The sequence below is a fragment of the Brevundimonas sp. LM2 genome, from assembly GCF_002002865.1.
Classification (GTDB): domain Bacteria; phylum Pseudomonadota; class Alphaproteobacteria; order Caulobacterales; family Caulobacteraceae; genus Brevundimonas.
On the sequence record NZ_CP019508.1, the window covers coordinates 540,067 to 553,987 of the forward strand.

General features: G+C 68.2%; 14 protein-coding genes and 1 pseudogene. 9 read left to right on the forward strand and 6 right to left on the reverse strand.

Annotated features, from left to right (window positions below):
• The first annotated feature begins 4 nt into the window (after nucleotides 1-4).
• The 6 genes and pseudogenes from sucD (at nucleotide 5) to BZG35_RS02720 (ending at nucleotide 6,575) form a co-directional block, all read left to right on the forward strand.
• Nucleotides 5-907: a succinate--CoA ligase subunit alpha gene (sucD, locus tag BZG35_RS02700; RefSeq protein ID WP_077354240.1), complete on the forward strand. Its 903-nt coding sequence runs from the start codon at nucleotides 5-7 to the stop codon at nucleotides 905-907.
• Nucleotides 908-1,084: 177 nt separating this feature from the next.
• Entirely contained in the window at nucleotides 1,085-4,093 is a 3,009-nt protein-coding gene (locus tag BZG35_RS02705; protein ID WP_077354241.1) for a 2-oxoglutarate dehydrogenase E1 component, read from the forward strand.
• A gap of 78 nt (nucleotides 4,094-4,171) precedes the next feature.
• Nucleotides 4,172-4,327 (forward strand): annotated as a pseudogene (locus BZG35_RS18410) (biotin/lipoyl-containing protein); the annotation flags it as partial.
• Between the two features lie 189 nt (nucleotides 4,328-4,516).
• Nucleotides 4,517-5,770 (forward strand): 2-oxoglutarate dehydrogenase complex dihydrolipoyllysine-residue succinyltransferase, encoded by a 1,254-nt coding sequence (gene odhB / locus BZG35_RS02710; protein WP_371454831.1) that lies wholly within the window; start codon nucleotides 4,517-4,519, stop codon nucleotides 5,768-5,770.
• 62 nt (nucleotides 5,771-5,832) lie between these two features.
• Nucleotides 5,833-6,117, forward strand: a complete 285-nt coding sequence (locus tag BZG35_RS02715) for an antitoxin (protein ID WP_077354243.1) — start codon at nucleotides 5,833-5,835, stop codon at nucleotides 6,115-6,117.
• The gene (locus BZG35_RS02720) at nucleotides 6,114-6,575 is read left to right on the forward strand and encodes a type II toxin-antitoxin system VapC family toxin (protein WP_171981860.1); all 462 of its coding nucleotides are present in this window, start codon (nucleotides 6,114-6,116) and stop codon (nucleotides 6,573-6,575) included. The genes BZG35_RS02715 and BZG35_RS02720 overlap by 4 nt, the downstream gene beginning before the upstream one ends.
• A gap of 6 nt (nucleotides 6,576-6,581) precedes the next feature.
• Here BZG35_RS02720 and BZG35_RS02725 read toward each other — a convergent pair whose 3' ends face one another.
• Nucleotides 6,582-7,766, reverse strand: coding sequence for a CaiB/BaiF CoA-transferase family protein (locus BZG35_RS02725; protein ID WP_077354245.1), 1,185 nt, complete (start codon nucleotides 7,764-7,766; stop codon nucleotides 6,582-6,584).
• Nucleotides 7,767-7,776: 10 nt separating this feature from the next.
• The gene (locus BZG35_RS02730) at nucleotides 7,777-8,043 is read right to left on the reverse strand and encodes a DUF6356 family protein (protein ID WP_077354246.1); all 267 of its coding nucleotides are present in this window, start codon (nucleotides 8,041-8,043) and stop codon (nucleotides 7,777-7,779) included.
• A 95-nt stretch (nucleotides 8,044-8,138) separates the two neighbouring features.
• Between BZG35_RS02730 and BZG35_RS02735 the strand changes: the two genes are divergently transcribed.
• Nucleotides 8,139-9,329 carry an acyl-CoA dehydrogenase gene (locus BZG35_RS02735; protein WP_077354247.1) on the forward strand — a complete coding sequence of 397 codons (1,191 nt, stop codon included), beginning with the start codon at nucleotides 8,139-8,141 and terminating at the stop codon, nucleotides 9,327-9,329.
• Between the two features lie 2 nt (nucleotides 9,330-9,331).
• On the opposite strand, the gene BZG35_RS17825 is transcribed toward BZG35_RS02735, so the two are convergent.
• From BZG35_RS17825 to BZG35_RS02745, 3 genes are all read right to left on the reverse strand, one after another.
• Nucleotides 9,332-9,490: a hypothetical protein gene (locus BZG35_RS17825; protein WP_171981861.1), complete on the reverse strand. Its 159-nt coding sequence runs from the start codon at nucleotides 9,488-9,490 to the stop codon at nucleotides 9,332-9,334.
• Nucleotides 9,491-9,585: 95 nt separating this feature from the next.
• A complete protein-coding gene (locus tag BZG35_RS02740; protein WP_077354248.1) occupies nucleotides 9,586-10,044 on the reverse strand; it encodes a DUF4440 domain-containing protein in 459 nt (152 codons plus the stop codon).
• A 96-nt stretch (nucleotides 10,045-10,140) separates the two neighbouring features.
• Nucleotides 10,141-10,923 (reverse strand): DUF3313 family protein, encoded by a 783-nt coding sequence (locus BZG35_RS02745; RefSeq protein WP_171981862.1) that lies wholly within the window; start codon nucleotides 10,921-10,923, stop codon nucleotides 10,141-10,143.
• A 138-nt stretch (nucleotides 10,924-11,061) separates the two neighbouring features.
• Here BZG35_RS02745 and BZG35_RS02750 point away from each other — a divergent pair, with 138 nt between their 5' ends.
• Together BZG35_RS02750 and BZG35_RS02755 are read left to right on the forward strand one after the other, a co-directional pair.
• Nucleotides 11,062-12,396 (forward strand): trypsin-like peptidase domain-containing protein, encoded by a 1,335-nt coding sequence (locus tag BZG35_RS02750; RefSeq protein WP_077354250.1) that lies wholly within the window; start codon nucleotides 11,062-11,064, stop codon nucleotides 12,394-12,396.
• A 295-nt stretch (nucleotides 12,397-12,691) separates the two neighbouring features.
• A complete protein-coding gene (locus BZG35_RS02755) occupies nucleotides 12,692-13,027 on the forward strand; it encodes a DUF2794 domain-containing protein (protein ID WP_077354251.1) in 336 nt (111 codons plus the stop codon).
• A 59-nt stretch (nucleotides 13,028-13,086) separates the two neighbouring features.
• On the opposite strand, the gene BZG35_RS02760 is transcribed toward BZG35_RS02755, so the two are convergent.
• Nucleotides 13,087-13,836 (reverse strand): Bax inhibitor-1/YccA family protein, encoded by a 750-nt coding sequence (locus tag BZG35_RS02760; protein WP_077354252.1) that lies wholly within the window; start codon nucleotides 13,834-13,836, stop codon nucleotides 13,087-13,089.
• Between the last annotated feature and the right edge of the window lie 85 nt (nucleotides 13,837-13,921).

A 13,921-nucleotide genomic window follows, 5' to 3' on the forward strand; every position in this document is an offset into this window, starting at 1 on the left:
CCCCATGTCCATCCTCGTCGACCGCAATACGAAAATCATCGTCCAGGGCCTGACCGGCAAGACCGGCGGCTTCCACACCGAACAGGCCCTGGCCTATCACGGCACCCAGATGGTCGCGGGCGTGCACCCGACCAAGGGCGGCACGAACTGGACCGGGTCCAACGGCGAAAGCCTGCCGATCTACGCCTCGGTCGCCGAAGCCAAGGAGGCCACGGGGGCCGACGCCTCGGTCATCTACGTCCCGCCGGCAGGCGCCGCGGCCGCCATCATCGAGGCCATCGACGCCGAGATCCCCTTCATCACCTGCATCACCGAAGGCATCCCGGTGCTGGACATGGTCAAGGTCAAGCGGCACCTGGAAGGCTCCAAGTCGCGCCTGCTGGGCCCGAACTGCCCCGGCGTCCTGACCCCGGACGAGTGCAAGATCGGCATCATGCCGGGCTCCATCTTCAAGAAGGGCTCGGTCGGCGTCGTGTCGCGTTCGGGTACCCTGACCTATGAGGCCGTGTTCCAGACCACCAACGAGGGCCTGGGCCAGACCACGGCGGTCGGCATCGGCGGCGACCCGGTCAAGGGCACCGAGTTCATCGACGTGCTGGAGATGTTCCTGGCCGACCCGGAGACGACCTCGATCATCATGATCGGCGAGATCGGCGGCGGGGCCGAGGAAGAAGCCGCCCAGTTCCTGATCGACGAGGCCAAGAAGGGGCGCAAGAAGCCGATGGCGGGCTTCATCGCCGGCCGGACCGCGCCCAAGGGTCGCACCATGGGCCACGCCGGGGCCGTGGTCTCGGGCGGCAAGGGCGATGCGGAATCCAAGATCGCCGCCATGGAGGCCGCGGGCATCACCATGTCGCCGTCGCCGGCCCGTCTGGGCACGACTCTGGTCGAAGTCCTGAAGGGTTGATCCGCCTCTCTCCCCGCGCGCGGCGCGCGCGGGGAGAGCCACAGGAGCGATTTTTCTCCCGTTTCGCCCACCTTCGGTCATGACCCATAAGGAAACAGCGCCTATATCTCACGCGCTGGCCTCACGCGGATGTGACCGCTACCAATTTCCGGGGCCGAAGTCGGGACGACGAACACTATGGCGGACGATGCCGGTCGGTTGAATCAGGTCTTTGCCGAGACCAGCTTCCTGTATGGCTCCAACGCCGTGTTCATCGAGGGCCTGCACGACAAATGGGCGGCCGATCCGTCCAGCGTCTCGGCCGAATGGCGTGGCTTCTTTGATCAATTGCGGGACTCCGCGGCGACCGTTCAGGCCTCTTCGTCTGCCGGCGGCTGGGGCCGCTCCCAGGCGACCGAGGCCAGCGAGGCCACCGGCGTGTTCGACGGCCGCTGGCCGGCCCCCAAGCCCGACCCGAAGGCAAAAGCCGCCGCCCCGGCCGCTCCGACTGCGGCCCCGAGCTCCGCACCGGTTGGGGCCTCCGCCGAAGAGGTCCGCGCCGCCGCCCATGATTCCATCCGCGTGCTGATGCTGATCCGCAGCTATCGCGTGCGCGGCCATCTGCAGGCGACCCTGGATCCGCTGGGCATCGAGGCCGCCGGCAACAATCCGGAGCTGACGCCGGAGTTCTACGGCTTCACCGAGGCCGACATGGATCGGCCGATCTATCTGGACGGCGTCCTGGGCCTGCAGACCGGCACGATCCGCGAGGTCCTGGCGACGCTCAAGCGGACCTATTGCGGCAATATCGGCGTGCAGTTTATGCATATCGCCGAGCCCGAGGAGAAATCCTGGCTGCAGCAGAGGTTCGAGGGTGCCGACGCCTTCGAGAAGAACGGCTTCACCAAGGAAGGCAAGATCGCCATCCTGAACAAGCTGATCGAGGCCGAGGGCTTCGAACGGTTCCTGCACAAGCGCTTCCCCGGCACCAAGCGGTTCGGTCTGGACGGCGGCGAGGCCATGGTCCCGGCGCTGGAGCAGATGATCAAGCGCGGCGGGGCGCTGGGCGTCGACGAGATCGTCATCGGAATGGCCCACCGCGGCCGGCTGAACACCCTGGCCGCCGTGATGGGCAAACCCTATCGCGCCATCTTCCACGAGTTCCAGGGCGGCTCGACCGTGCCTTCCGACATCGAGGGCTCGGGCGACGTCAAATATCACATGGGGGCGTCGTCGAACCGCGAGTTCGACGGCAACCACGTCCACCTGTCGCTGACCGCCAACCCGTCGCACCTCGAGATCGTCAACCCGGTCGTGCTGGGCAAGGCGCGGGCGAAACAGGCGTTCGACATCCGCGAGGCCAATGCCGGCCTGCCGGAAGCCCAGTGGGCGCTGGACCGGTCCAAGGTCATGCCCCTGCTGATCCACGGCGACGCCGCCTTCGCCGGCCAGGGCGTGGTCGCCGAATGCTTCGCCCTGATGGGGCTGAAGGGCTACCGCACCGGCGGGACGATGCATTTCGTCATCAACAACCAGATCGGCTTCACCACCAGCCCGCGCAACAGCCGGTCCAGCCCCTATCCGTCGGACGTGGCCCTGATGGTCCAGGCCCCGATCTTCCACGTCAACGGTGACGATCCCGAGAGCGTGGTGTTCGCCGCCAAGGTGGCCACCGAATTCCGCCAGAAGTTCAAGAAGGACGTGGTGGTGGACATGTTCTGCTACCGCCGCTTCGGTCACAACGAGGGCGACGACCCCACCTTCACCCAGCCGGTGATGTATTCGAAGATCCGCGCCCAGCCCTCGACGCGCGAGATCTATTCGAAGCGTCTGGTCGACGAGGGCGTGATCAGCCAGGCCGAGGTGGACGCCGAGATCGCCCGCTTCGAACAGTATCTGGACGATCAGTTCGAGGCCGGAAAGAGCTTCGTCGCCGACAAGGCCGACTGGCTGGACGGTCAGTGGGAAGGCATCGGCCTGCCGGAGGGCGAGGAGCGGCGCGGCGACACGGCGGTGCCGGAGGCCAAGCTCAAGGATCTCGGTCACCGGCTGACCACCATTCCGAACCAGGTCGACATCCACAAGACGCTGAAGCGGGTCGTCGAGGCCCGGCGCGACATGATCGACACCGGGGCCAACATCGACTGGGCCACGGCCGAGAGCCTGGCCTTCGCCTCCCTGCTGACCGAAGGCTTCCCGGTCCGCCTGTCCGGCCAGGATTCGGTGCGCGGCACCTTCAGTCAGCGCCACTCCGGCATCGTCGATCAGACCACGGAGGAACGCTATGTGCCTCTGAACAACCTGGGCGGCGAACAGCAGAATTTCGAGGTCATCGACTCGGCCCTTTCGGAAGAGGCGGTGCTGGGCTTCGAATACGGCTATGCCCTCAGCGATCCCAACACCCTGGTGATGTGGGAGGCCCAGTTCGGCGACTTCGTGAACGGGGCCCAGGTCGTGATCGACCAGTTCATCAGCTCCGGCGAACGGAAATGGCTGCGCATGTGCGGCCTGACCATGCTGCTGCCGCACGGCTACGAAGGCCAGGGGCCGGAGCATTCCTCGGCCCGACTGGAGCGGTTCCTGCAGCAGTGCGCCGAGGACAACATGCAGGTCGCCAACTGCACGACCCCGGCCAACTATTTCCACATCCTGCGCCGCCAGATGCACCGGCCGTTCCGCAAGCCGCTGATCATCATGACGCCCAAGTCGCTGTTGCGGCACAAGAAGGCGGTCTCGACCCTGAAGGACATGGCCGAGGGTTCGTCCTTCCACCGCGTCCTGCACGACGACGCCCAGACCCGCCCCGAGGTCAGCGGCATCACCATCAAGGGCGACAAGGACATCCGCCGCGTCGTGCTGTGCTCGGGCAAGGTCTATTACGACCTGCTGGACGCGCGCGAGAAGAAGGGCGTCACCGACGTCTATCTGATGCGGCTGGAGCAGTTCTATCCGTGGCCGATCAAGTCGTTGTCGACCGAGCTCAGCCGCTTCCCCAACGCCGAACTGGTCTGGTGCCAGGAAGAGCCGAAGAACATGGGCGGCTGGACCTTCGTCGACGCGTGGCTGGAACTGACGCTGGACAAGCTGGACGTGAAGTCCAAGCGCGCCCGCTACGTCGGCCGTCCGGCCTCGGCCTCGACCGCCGCCGGCCTGATGAGCCGGCACCTGAAGGAACTGGAAGCCTTCACCTCCGAAGCCCTCGCCTGACGTCCACGTCGGGCGATCTCCCGCCCGACGCCTTTCTCGCCTATATGACCGCCACCCTCGACTGACCGGAACCGATCCATGGCCGACATCCTGACCCCCACCCTCGGCGAATCCGTCTCCGAGGCGACCATCGCCAAATGGTCCAAGAAGGTCGGCGATCCGGTCAAGAAGGACGAGATGCTGGTCGAGCTGGAGACCGACAAGGTCTCGCTGGAGGTCGTCTCGCCGTCGGACGGAACCCTGGGCGAGATCAAGTTCGCCGAGGGCGACACCGTCACCCCGGGCGCGATCCTGGGCTCGGTGACCGAAGGCGCCGCCGGGGCCAAGCCCGCTGCCGCTGCTCCGGCCGCCAAGGCTGAAGCCGCTCCGGCTTCGGCCCCCGCCGCCAAGAACGACGCCCCCGTCGTCCGCGCCGATGCGCCGATGGCCTCGGGCGGCGGTGGCGACACCCTGACCCTGACCGTGCCCGCCATGGGCGAGAGTGTGTCCGAGGGCACCCTGGGCGCATGGGCCAAGAAGGCCGGCGACACCGTCAAGAAGGACGAACTCCTGGTCGAGATCGAGACCGACAAGGTCGCGGTCGAGATCTCCTCGCCCGCCGACGGCGTGCTGGCCATCACCGTCGACGCGGGCGCGACCGTGACCCCCGGCCAGGCCATCGGCACGATCTCGGGTTCCGGGGCGGGCACCGCCGCGCCCGCCGCTGCCCCGGCCGCCCCCGCCGCGGGATCGGCCAATGCCGGCTCGGCCGCCTTCAAGGCCCCGGCCGGTGACCCCGCCCTGTCGCCCTCGGTCCAGCGCGTGGTGACCGAGAGCAATCTGGATCCCCAGACGATCGCCCCGACCGGCCCCAAGGGCAACATCACCAAGGGCGACGCCCTGGCCGCCGCCGCAAGGCCGGCCGCCGCTCCGGCCCCGGTGGCTCCGGCCGCCGCCCCGGCCCCGGCCCCGGCCAGCCTCGCCCCACGCGCCGACCATCCGCGCGAGGAGCGGGTCAAGATGACCCGGCTGCGCCAGACCATCGCGCGTCGCCTGAAGGAATCGCAGAACACCGCCGCCCAGCTGACCACCTTCAACGAGGTCGACATGACCACGGTCATGGCGCTGCGGACCCAGTACAAGGACGCCTTCGAAAAGGCCCATGGCGTCAAGCTGGGCTTCATGAGCTTCTTCACCCGCGCCGTCGTCGCGGCGCTGAAGGAGATCCCGGCGGTCAATGCCGAGATCGACGGCACCGACCTGATCTACAAGAACCACTATGACATCGGCGTCGCCGTCGGCACCGAGAAGGGCCTGGTCGTGCCGGTCCTGCGCGACGCCGACACCCTGTCGCTGGCCGGCATCGAGAAGGGCATCGCGGCCCTGGGCAAGGCGGCCCGCGACGGCGACCTGACGCTGGACCAGCTGCAGGGCGGCACCTTCACCATCACCAACGGCGGCACCTATGGCTCGCTGATGTCGACGCCGATCCTGAACGCGCCGCAGTCGGGCATCCTGGGGATGCACAACATCGTTCAGCGCCCGGTGGCCGTGAACGGCCAGGTCGAGATCCGGCCGATGATGTACCTGGCCCTCAGCTACGATCACCGCATCGTCGACGGCAAGGAGGCGGTGACCTTCCTGGTCCGGATCAAGCAGTTGCTGGAAGACCCGGCGCGGGCCCTGCTCGACCTCTAGGCCGCCAGATTGAAGCCAGGGCGGCTTTCCTGTATCTACATTGCGTAGATACAGGAGGTCGCATGGCCGATCCCAAAACTCGAGGCGTCGCAGAATCCGCCAAGGTCTTCACCCACGGCGGCAGCCAGGCCGTTCGCCTGCCCAAGGCCTTCCGGTTCGAAACGAAGGAAGTGCTGATCAGACGCGAGGGTGATGCGGTCATCCTCGAGCCTAAGCCGCCGGAACGGCGCATGCCCGACACCGACGCCGAATGGGACGCGTTCTGGGCGCGGCTCGATTCGCTGTCCGACGAAGAATTTCCCGATCCTCCGCCGCAGACGATCACGCCGGTCAAGACCTGGTGGTGACGCTCGCCTTCGACACCTCGACGCTGGTCGAGGTGATGCGAGCCCGAGAGCCCAATGTGAGGCAACGCTTCGTCGAAGCTGTCGGGGGGCCCAAGCGTATGGTTGCGTCGATCGTCGTGCTGCACGAGCTTCTGAGCGGTGCCCTGGCGGCGCATAGTCCCACGCGCGAGCGGGAGAAGATCGCGCGCATCATGCACGCCATCGAGGTGGCACCCCTGGAAGAGTCTGACGCTGTGTCAACCGCGTCTGTGCTGCATCAACTGCGTCGTCTCGGTCGTCCAATCGGAGACATCGACACTCTGATTGCCGGTCAGGCCCTGGCGCGCGGCTGGACGGTCGTGACTGGCAACGTCCGCCATTTCGGCCGCATCGAAGGCCTGCCGCTGATCGACTGGTCTGTCGGTCCTGAACCCCTCTCGACCTCCGAGATCGCGAGGCGGGTCGCGCTGGGCGAGTGAAGCGCGTTAGACCCCGAGCGATCCGAGAACCGCTTCCGTGTCCTGCCCCAGCGCCGGCGGGGCGTTGTCATAACGCGCGGGCGTCCGCGACAGGCGGATCGGCGAGGCGACGGTGCGGACCGCGGCCGATAGGTCATCGCGCGTCTGCTCGACCTCCAGCCCGCGATGCTTCGCCTGGGGTTCGTCGAAGACCTGGTCGATCGTGTTCACTGGGCCGCACGGCACGCCGGCCGGTTCCAGCGCCGCCATCAGCCCTGTCATCGTCAGGCCGGCGGTGATCGCCGAGAGCGTCTCCACCACCTCGGCCCTGTGCGCGATCCGTCCGGCATTGGTCGCATAGCGGTCGTCGTCTGCCAGCCCCTCCGCCCCCAGAACGCCGCACAGCGTCCGATACTGCCCGTCGTTGCCGACGGCGATCACGACCATACCGTCCGTACACGGAAAGGGCTGATAGGGCACCAGATTGGGGTGGGCATTGCCCATCCGGGTCGGGGCCACGCCGGAGACGAAGAAGTTGGTCGCCTGGTTGGCCAGCATGGCGGCCTGGACGTCGAACAGGGCGATGTCGATGTGCTGGCCCTGACCCGTGGCGCGGGCATGCAGCAGGGCGGCCAGGATGGCGTTGGAGGCGTACAGGCCCGTGGCCAGGTCGACGACGGCGACCCCCACCTTCATCGGCTCGGCCCCGGGCGTTCCGTCCGGCTGCCCGGTGACGCTCATCAGCCCGCCCATGGCCTGGATCATATAGTCGTAGCCGGCCTGCTGCGCGCGCGGCCCGGTCTGGCCGAAGCCGGTGATGGAGCAATAGACCAGGCCCGGCCGGTCCTTCGACAAGGCCGCATAGTCCAGGCCGTATTTGGCCAGGCCCCCGACCTTGAAATTCTCGACCACCACGTCGCATGTCGCGGCCAGGCGGCGGATCGTGTCGGCCCCTTTCGGCGAGGCGATGTCCAGCGTGACCGACTTCTTGCCCCGGTTGGCGCACATGAAATAGGCGCTGTCGCCGCGCGAACCGTCGGTCCGGGTCGTGAAGGGCGGCCCCCAGGCGCGGGTGTCGTCGCCGACGCCGGGACGTTCGATCTTGATGACCTCGGCCCCCAGGTCGGCCAGCAGCTGGGTCGCCCACGGCCCCGCCAGCACGCGCGACAGATCCAGGACGCGGACGCCCGCCAGGGCCTGAGGTTGGGTCATGCGGTGTGTCTCAAAGCCCGGGGTCGAAGGCGCCGGCCTCGGCCATGCGGGCTTCCTTCGCCACCTCGGCGCGGTAGCCCAGGTCGTCGGCCATCCGCTTGATCTCGCTGGAGACGGTCGTCCTGTGCACGCCCGGCACCACGGCGTGGAGAAAGGCCAGGCCGGACAGGCGCGCCAGGCGGAAGCCGAACCGCGAGGCGACCCCCGCATGGTGCAGATAGGTCTCGCCGACCTCGCGCGGATGATCGACGAACAGACGGGTCAGGGGTCGGATCATGGGGCCACCCTAGCTTGGGACGCCGCGCCTCACTACCCGTCGTGGACGATCTGGCCTAAACCGGGCGACTGATCCTTTAGAACAAGAGCCCTGACATGGCCGACGGCACCGCCTCCATTCCCCAGAGCTTCCGCTGGGACGACCCGTTCGACATGGCCGCCCGGCTGACCGACGACGAGCGGGCGATCCAGGACGCGGCCCGGTCCTATGCCCGCGAGAAGCTGCTGCCGCGCGTCGTCGCCGCCTTCCGCGACGAGAAATTCGACCGCGCCATCATGACCGAGATGGGCGAGATGGGATTCCTGGGGGCCATGCTGCCGGAACAGTACGGCGGCTCGGGCGTCAGCCACGTCGCCTATGGGCTGATCGCGCGCGAGATCGAGGCGGTCGACAGCGGCTATCGCTCGGCCATGTCGGTGCAGTCGTCCCTGGCCATGTATCCGATCTACGCCTTCGGCAACGAGGAGCAGAAGATGCGCTTCCTGCCCCGGATGGCGACGGGCGAGCTGATCGGCTGTTTCGGCCTGACCGAGGCCGACGGCGGCTCCGATCCGGCCTCGATGAAGACCAGGGCGGTGCCGGTCGAGGGGGGCTACCGTCTGAACGGCGGCAAATACTGGATCACCAACTCGCCGATCGCCGACCTGGCCATCGTCTGGGCCAAGCTGGATGACGTGATCCGAGGTTTCATCGTCGAGCGCGACTTCGACGGTTTCACCACCACCGAGATCGGCGACAAGCTGTCCCTGCGCGCCTCGATCACCGGCGACATCGGCCTGAACGACGTCTTCGTGCCCGAGGCCAATCTGCTGCCGGGCGTGAAGGGCCTGCGCGGCCCGTTCAGCTGCCTGAACAAGGCGCGCTACGGGATCGCCTGGGGGGCCATGGGGGCCGCCGAGTTCTGTTTCCACGCCACGCGCGACTATGTCGGCGAACGCAAGCTGTTCGGCCGGCCCCTGTCCGGTCGTCAGCTGGTGCAGAAGAAGCTGGCCGACATGCAGACCGAGATCTTCCTGGGCTTCGAGGGGGCCTATGCCCTGGGTCGCCTGCTGGACACCGGAGCCTTCGTGCCCGAGGCCATCTCGCTTATGAAGCGCAACAACTGCGGCAAGGCCCTGGCCATTGCCCGCGAGGCCCGCGACATGCACGGCGGCGCCGGCATCACGGGTGAGATGCATGTGATGCGTCACGCGATGAACCTGGAGACGGTCAACACCTATGAGGGGGCGCACGATGTCCATGCGCTGATCCTGGGCCGGGCGATCACGGGCGAGAGCGCGTTCTAGGGTTAGGTCCCGTTGTATTGAGGATCGGCGTTCCGACAGTGGGGATAGAGGATGTCGTACAGCGGTCCGTCCTGGCGGCAGCGATAGCACTGGCCTGCCGCGCCCCGGCGCACTTCGACATCGCTGAGGTCGTTGATGGCGATCAGCATTGTCTCGCACACGGACTCTCTGTGAGCCACCCATCCGGTGCCTGCACCCAAGGCGATGAGAGCGACCGCTCCGCCGACGATCAGATGAAGGCGCTTCATCGGACGCCTTAACCCTCGCACCCCGTCTCGCGCTGGTTCCAGGTGATGCCGGCGATCTTCCAGACGCCGTGGCGGCGGATCAGGTCGAAATGGTCGGTGCCGCAGTGGCTGATCGCCCCGTCGATCTTGAAGACATAGCGGCCCCAGACCATGGCGATGTCGCCGTCGATGGCGATGATCGGGTCGGGCATGATCTCCTCGAACCGCTCGGGTCCAGGCTGCAGTCCGGCAGCGAAGGCCGCGCCGGCGATCGTGCGGACGGTGCGGGTCCCGTCCGGGCCCTCGACCGCCACGATCATCCGCACCTCGGGGGCCAGATGCGGGGTCAGGCGGGCCGCGTCGCGCGCGGCCAGGGCGGCGAACACACCGTTGACCGGTGCCAGGACGGCGGCGGCCTCGGGAGAGGCCGGATCGGTCAGGGGCGGGGTCTGGACCGCGAGCGCGGCCAGCAGGGCGAACAGGGACATGACGCACGGCCTCCCGATCGGCGCGGGGGGCGCGCCGATCGGGAGGCTATCACGCCGCCGGTCGACGGCAAGCCGAGGTCGCCCCGCGCGGCTCGGTCAGGGCTGCGGCTTGGCCTCGGTCGCCGGGGCCGAGCCGGTGTTGACCTGGGGTACGTACAGGCCCGTCACGGTCCGGGTGACGAAGCCGACCGGCTGGGTGCGAGGGCCGAACATGGCGCAGGGGTCGGGCGTGGGGATGTCGCGCACGACCCGATCCGGCTGCGAGATCGTGTCGCCGATCTCGTCGGCCAGGGGCTCGGCCATCTGCAGGGCGTCGCCGATGCGCGACAGGGACGGGGCGTCCATGCCGACCGTATTGGCGTTGCGCGCCCAGGCCAGGGCGGCGATCTGCTCGCCGCCGGGTCCGACCAGTTCGCTTTCGACCGCCAGGCCGCCGGTGGTGCCGGGAATGCGCAGGGTACCGGGACCGGGGATCAGGATGTTGGCCACGGCCGCGACGCCCGATCCGGCCGCGCCGGTCGGCCGGACCTCGACCACGCCGGTGCGCAGGCGCGCGACGTCGCGCCCGTCGGCGGCCAGGGTGAAGCGCTCGCTGACTTCGTAGCAGACCTGACGATCGACCTCGCGCAGCAGCTGTGCGCGCTCCTGGTCGGTCAGGGCGCTGCCGGCGGCGCCGACGAAGCGGCTGGGCTCCAGATGGACGCGGTCGACGGTCGCGGCCACCGCGTCGTCCCGCCGCTGGCGGATCGAGGCGCGCAGCGAGTCCTCGCGCGCGACCAGGCCGTCATAGCGGCTGAGGAAGCCGGCATCGGCGACGGGGGCGGTCTGGCATGCGGTCACGGCCAAGCCGGCGAGGATCAGGAGGGGGGCGTATCGCATGAAGGAACCTTCCGGGTGGGCCACCCCAACGCCGGCAGGGCCGAAGCGTTGCAGTGAGCCCGCATCTTCGCCCGGTTGGGCCATCGTCACCAGCGCGTTCCCGCGCTAGGCTGACCGCAATCGATCGGGGTGCGACAGATGAAACATGCGGGATTTCTGGCTGGGACGGCGATCGCCCTGACCCTGGCGGGCACCGGCGCGGCCTCGGCCCAGAGCGGCATGTCCGGCCTGCCCTATGATGCGCGGCGGGGGGTGTTCAGCTTCGCCACCGGTCTTGAGCGGTCCCTGCCCGCCGTCGTCCAGGTCACGACCCTGGGCGTGTCCGCCGGGCCGACCACCGGCGAAACGGAGCCCGGGCCGGTGGCCAGCGGGTCCGGCGTCATCATCGACGCCGCCAACGGCATCCTCATCACCAACAACCATGTGATCGAGGGCGGCCAGAAATTCCGCGTCGACATGACCGATGGACGGCTGGTCGACGCCACCCTGATCGGGGCGGACGCCGCCACGGACATCGCCGTGCTGAAGATCGAGGCCACCGGCCTGTCGCAGGTCGAGACGGTCGATTCCGATACGCTGCGGACCGGCGACCTGGCCTTCGCGGTCGGCTATCCCCTGGGGCTGGACCAGACCCTGACCATGGGGGTGATCTCGGGCCTCGGCCGGTCCGGCATGGGCGACGCGGTCGAGGACTATATCCAGACCGATGCGGCGGTGAATTCGGGCAACTCGGGCGGGCCGCTGCTGGACAGCCGGGGACGGCTGATCGGCATCAACACCTCGATCCTGTCGGGCGACATGGGGGGCGGCAACGACGGCATCGCCTTCGCCGTGCCGACCCGGATCCTGATGTTCGTGGTGGACCAGATCCGCGCCAACGGCTCCGTGACGCGCGGCGCGATCGGGGCGACGGTGGGGTCGCTGACGGCGGAGCGGGCGGTTGAGCGGGGCCTCGGCTTCGTGCGCGGGGCCATCGTCGAGGATGTGATGCCGGGCTCGCCCGCCGAGCAGGCGGGCCTGCGACGCGGCGACGTCATCACGCGGATCCAGAACCGGCCGGTGGCCAATGCCGGCTCGGTCCAGGCGACCATCGGCATCGCCCCGACCGGCACCCCGATCGCCCTGGTCTATCTGCGCGACGGGCGCGAGCGCACGGCTCAGCTGAACGTCGAGACCGAGTCCGTCGCGCCGGTGAGGCTGGGCGAGACCGCGCTGCAGGCCTATGGCGCGGGCATCCGGGCGCTGGTGCCGTCGGACGGCAAGGGGGAGGATCGCGGCCTGATCGTCGTGGCGGTCGAAGGGGGCTCGGTCGCGGCCGGTCAGGACCTGCGCGCCGGCGACCTGATCGTGGCCGTCGACGGCGCGGTCACCGCCACTCTGGCCGACCTGGCGACGGGGCTGGTCGACGGAGGCACGCTGAGCGTGCGGCGCGCGGGCGAAGACGTCGAGATCGTGATCCCGCCCACCGTTTAAGCGCCGGCCCCGGACAGCAAAACGCCCGCCGTGCCATCGGGGGGGAGGGGGGCAGGGCGGGCGTCTCGCTTTGGAGGAAGCGCCGGCCCATCGAAGCCCTTAAACTGGAAACATCCAGGGGGGCTGGGGGGGCTGTTCAGGATCCGGACGCTTCCGAACTCCGACAGGCCGACCCTTACGGTGTCGTCCGCCAACCGGGCCGCCACTGGACCGAAACGCGGCCATTTCGTGACTACGTATTTTTTCTTCCTGCGGCCTCGCTGGCGCTCGGGCCGGGCAGGCCTAGATTGACCGGATGAGCGTCGACACTCCTCCCGAACCCGTCCCCACGGGATCCGTCTTCTTTGAACGGCGCGAGCTGGATCTGATCCTGCGGGTCTATGGCCGCATGGTCGCCCAGGCCGAATGGCGGGACTATGCGATGGTCGGGGGCAAGGAGGCGGCCGAGTTCGCCGTCTTCCGCCGCTCGGGTGACGCCCCGGCCTACCGGATCGAGAAACGGCCGTCGCTCCAGGCCCGTCAGGGGCAGTGGTCGGTGGTCGGCGAGGGCGGGGTGGTGCTGAAGCGCGGCCGCGAGCTGGCGCAGGTGTTGCGCGTGTTCGACAGCCGCAAATTCCAGGTGGTGGAATAGAAAAGGCCCCGGCGTTTCCGCCGGGGCCTTCCGTCCGATCCGGCTGTAAGCCGACGGGCCTAGTTGCGGTTGCCTCCCATGAAGGCCAGCAGAAACTGGAACAGGTTCACGAAGTTGATGAACAGGCTCAGGGCCCCGAAGCCCGTCGCCACACCCAGCGCGGCCTGGTTTCCGCCCAGCTCATAGTAGGTCATCTTCAGGCGCTGGGTGTCGAAGGCGATCAGGCCCGCGAAGATCAGAACGCCCAGGCCCGAGATGATCAGGTACAGGGTGCCCGACTGCATGAAGATGTTCACGATCGAGGCGATGATCAGGCCGATCACGCCCATGATCAGGAACGAGCCCATGGCCGTCAGGTCCTTCTTGGTCGTGTAGCCCACCAGGCTCAGCGCGCCGAACGAGGCCGCCGTTACAAAGAAGGTCGAGGCCAGCGAGCCGCCCGTGTAGCGCAGGAACAGGATGCCCAAGCCCGCGCCGATCGAGGCGACCGCGGCCCAGTACAGCATGTTCACGCCCCGCGCCGTCGGGTTCTTCATAAAGAACATGGAGCCGAACAGCAGCACGATCGGCAGGAACTGGACGATCATGCCCAGCACCGTCAGGCCGACGCGGCCGTCCGGCGTGACGCCGAAGAACAGGGCCTGCACCGCCGGCACATTGCCGGTCAGATAGGCCAGGCCGCCCGCCACGAGCAGGCCGAGAGCCAGCTTGTTGTAGACGCCCAGCATGAAGCTGCGAAGGCCGGCATCCACGGCCATGTCGGCCTGGGCGGGTGCCGGCGTCGAATAACCGTTTCTGAAGTCGCTCATCGCGAGATCAATCTCCCATGGTTCGGGCACAAGCGCCCGGGACTGACACGAATATCGTGTGTCGTGGTTGCCGTTGCAAGCGGGT

What these genes read in the sequence shown, in the direction of transcription:
- BZG35_RS02755 (WP_077354251.1), top strand. Translation starts at nt 12,692, where the DNA reads ATGAGCGTCGACACTCCTCCCGAACCCGTCCCCACGGGATCCGTCTTC.
- BZG35_RS02725 (WP_077354245.1), bottom strand. Translation starts at nt 7,766, where the DNA reads ATGACCCAACCTCAGGCCCTGGCGGGCGTCCGCGTCCTGGATCTGTCG.
- odhB (WP_371454831.1), top strand. Translation starts at nt 4,517, where the DNA reads ATGGCCTCGGGCGGCGGTGGCGACACCCTGACCCTGACCGTGCCCGCC.
- BZG35_RS02750 (WP_077354250.1), top strand. Translation starts at nt 11,062, where the DNA reads ATGAAACATGCGGGATTTCTGGCTGGGACGGCGATCGCCCTGACCCTG.
- BZG35_RS02705 (WP_077354241.1), top strand. Translation starts at nt 1,085, where the DNA reads ATGGCGGACGATGCCGGTCGGTTGAATCAGGTCTTTGCCGAGACCAGC.
- BZG35_RS02735 (WP_077354247.1), top strand. Translation starts at nt 8,139, where the DNA reads ATGGCCGACGGCACCGCCTCCATTCCCCAGAGCTTCCGCTGGGACGAC.
- sucD (WP_077354240.1), top strand. Translation starts at nt 5, where the DNA reads ATGTCCATCCTCGTCGACCGCAATACGAAAATCATCGTCCAGGGCCTG.
- BZG35_RS02745 (WP_171981862.1), bottom strand. Translation starts at nt 10,923, where the DNA reads ATGCGATACGCCCCCCTCCTGATCCTCGCCGGCTTGGCCGTGACCGCA.
- BZG35_RS02730 (WP_077354246.1), bottom strand. Translation starts at nt 8,043, where the DNA reads ATGATCCGACCCCTGACCCGTCTGTTCGTCGATCATCCGCGCGAGGTC.
- BZG35_RS02760 (WP_077354252.1), bottom strand. Translation starts at nt 13,836, where the DNA reads ATGAGCGACTTCAGAAACGGTTATTCGACGCCGGCACCCGCCCAGGCC.
- BZG35_RS02740 (WP_077354248.1), bottom strand. Translation starts at nt 10,044, where the DNA reads ATGTCCCTGTTCGCCCTGCTGGCCGCGCTCGCGGTCCAGACCCCGCCC.
- BZG35_RS02715 (WP_077354243.1), top strand. Translation starts at nt 5,833, where the DNA reads ATGGCCGATCCCAAAACTCGAGGCGTCGCAGAATCCGCCAAGGTCTTC.